This window comes from Microcoleus sp. B7-D4 (genome assembly GCF_036705125.1).
In the GTDB taxonomy this organism is placed as follows: domain Bacteria; phylum Cyanobacteriota; class Cyanobacteriia; order Cyanobacteriales; family Microcoleaceae; genus Microcoleus.
The window spans coordinates 1-1,724 of the sequence record NZ_JAUBTT010000246.1 but is presented as its reverse complement, the minus strand read 5'-3'; the positions used below and the strand labels follow the sequence as shown (position 1 = coordinate 1,724).

The following is a 1,724-nucleotide window of genomic DNA, read 5'->3' as shown; positions in this document are numbered from 1 at the left end:
TCAATCTTCAGCATTGCTGCACGGTCTTTGGCATCTAGTTGCTCCATCTCAGACCCAAATTCCGCATTGAGCTTGCGGATTTTAGCGATGGCATTCGCAACTTTGGAGCCGAATTGTTTCCTGATTTCAGTCCATGTGACCTGACCGTCGGCAATTTTTCCCATCGCCTCCAAATAGGTTTTAGCGTTATCCAAAAATGGCTCTAAGACTAGGGCAAGCTGCTCGGCATTAGCAGCTTTGTCCGCCATCGCCTCAAGCTTGTTAACATCGCTCAAATAAGAGAGGATGTCGGCTTCTACATCGCCCCAGTCTCCCGCTTTTTCGTCAACATAGGGGCTGTGTCCGGCTGCGGGATTGCGTATTGCTATGCTACTGCTGTCGTTGCGTCCAAAATCCATAGTACAATCTCCTTAGATAGAACTCTCCCAGCGCAAGCTAGGAGAGGTTTACAAAGCCAGCCGCCTACTTTTCGACGGGTGACGGCTGGCTGAAATTGTTGCTGTTGTTGTTGTTAATCGTGACGTTGCCGTGAATGATTGTCGGCTCCGGGACTCGTTTTGCTCCAGACTGATAGCCTGTGTCGTAGCCGACCGCAAAGACAAGAGCGTTGGTCAATAACGCACCGCCAATCATCAGCCGTGTCACGTTTTTGTCGAAGTCTTTGTCATCATCAAGCATCGCCTAAACCTCCTCAGATTTCACGTCAATTGCATCGCCATTTTTAGATAAGTCCTGGCGTGTTGGTGTTGGCTTATGGTTGATAACTGTGCCAGCGATAAAATCACCCTCGATTTTCTCGACATAGTTACCACCGTTCGTGTTAATAACCCGTTTGCCGGGTTTACCGTCTTCAAACACCACACCGTTAATAATCCGTACCATTTTTAATCCCTCAAACTACTAATTTGACCAACTACTGCAATCGCTACAGCATCCGCTACACCTTCATCTCGCAACTGTAATGCAGCAGCCTGTATAGCTTCCTGTGGGCGGTTTCCCACAACATTAAAGGTTCTCGTTGTGTTGCATTCCCGGCTGACTTTCACTTTAAAAAAAGCCATTATTCTACTCCCCCTAACTGCATAGCCCGCAATTGCGCTAATACTTCGTTTTGTGCCTTCTGTTCAGCTTGAAATATTGCCAAGCCTTGTGCTGCGCCCCGGTTTTGTGCTGCGTTGATTCTGGCTTGGCTTAAGTCAGAATCACGTTTTTGTGCCGCTTCATTCTCTGAGGCAATTTGAGCCAGAACTTGCATAACCGACTGATTCAAGGATGCCGAGGTAGTTGCAGCATTTTGACCAAGTTGAGTGATGCGTTGATCCAATGCTGGGGTGTATTCGTTGATTGTCAATGCTCCGGCTGGGGTCGCAGAAGGTGCGGTCGATGTGGCTTCTACCAGCTTTCGCAGTTCGCTAAGTTTTCCTGCATTCAGTAGTTTGCAAGCTTTCAGGGCAAGCTCAGAGTATTGAGTGGCCCGCGCACCCCCACGCCGTAAGGCTTTAAGCTCAATGCCGTAGATATCTTGTAGCTTGGCAATCGCCTTCTGCAACCCAGACTTATTCAAATTAAGGATGCGCTGCACTTGCGCCGCTGAGTACCAACGTTCAATCGATTCTCTGAGAGAGGAATCGATTTCTGTAACCTCTACGTCAATCACAGCCTGGTTTTTAAGTTCCATAGTTTCGCCTGCTTTGGGAGAATCAATTCAGAATCGATTTGGAATC

At 48.0% G+C, this 1,724-nt stretch carries 4 protein-coding genes and 1 pseudogene; all 5 read right to left on the bottom strand.

Annotation, left to right across the window (positions count from 1 at the left end; genetic code table 11):
• Positions 1–398, bottom strand: a pseudogene (locus QUB12_RS37215) (hypothetical protein); the annotation flags it as partial.
• Positions 399–462: 64 nt separating this feature from the next.
• Positions 463–678, bottom strand: coding sequence for a hypothetical protein (locus QUB12_RS37210; RefSeq protein WP_015179857.1), 216 nt, complete (start codon positions 676–678; stop codon positions 463–465).
• A 3-nt stretch (positions 679–681) separates the two neighbouring features.
• Complete coding sequence (locus tag QUB12_RS37205) at positions 682–882, bottom strand: hypothetical protein (protein ID WP_194011284.1); 201 nt, start codon at positions 880–882, stop codon at positions 682–684.
• Positions 883–884: 2 nt separating this feature from the next.
• On the bottom strand, positions 885–1,061 hold the full coding sequence (locus QUB12_RS37200) for a hypothetical protein (RefSeq protein WP_333145240.1): 177 nt from the start codon (positions 1,059–1,061) through the stop codon (positions 885–887).
• Positions 1,061–1,678 (bottom strand): hypothetical protein, encoded by a 618-nt coding sequence (locus QUB12_RS37195; protein WP_333311102.1) that lies wholly within the window; start codon positions 1,676–1,678, stop codon positions 1,061–1,063. The genes QUB12_RS37200 and QUB12_RS37195 overlap by 1 nt, the downstream gene beginning before the upstream one ends.
• Positions 1,679–1,724: the final 46 nt, after the last annotated feature.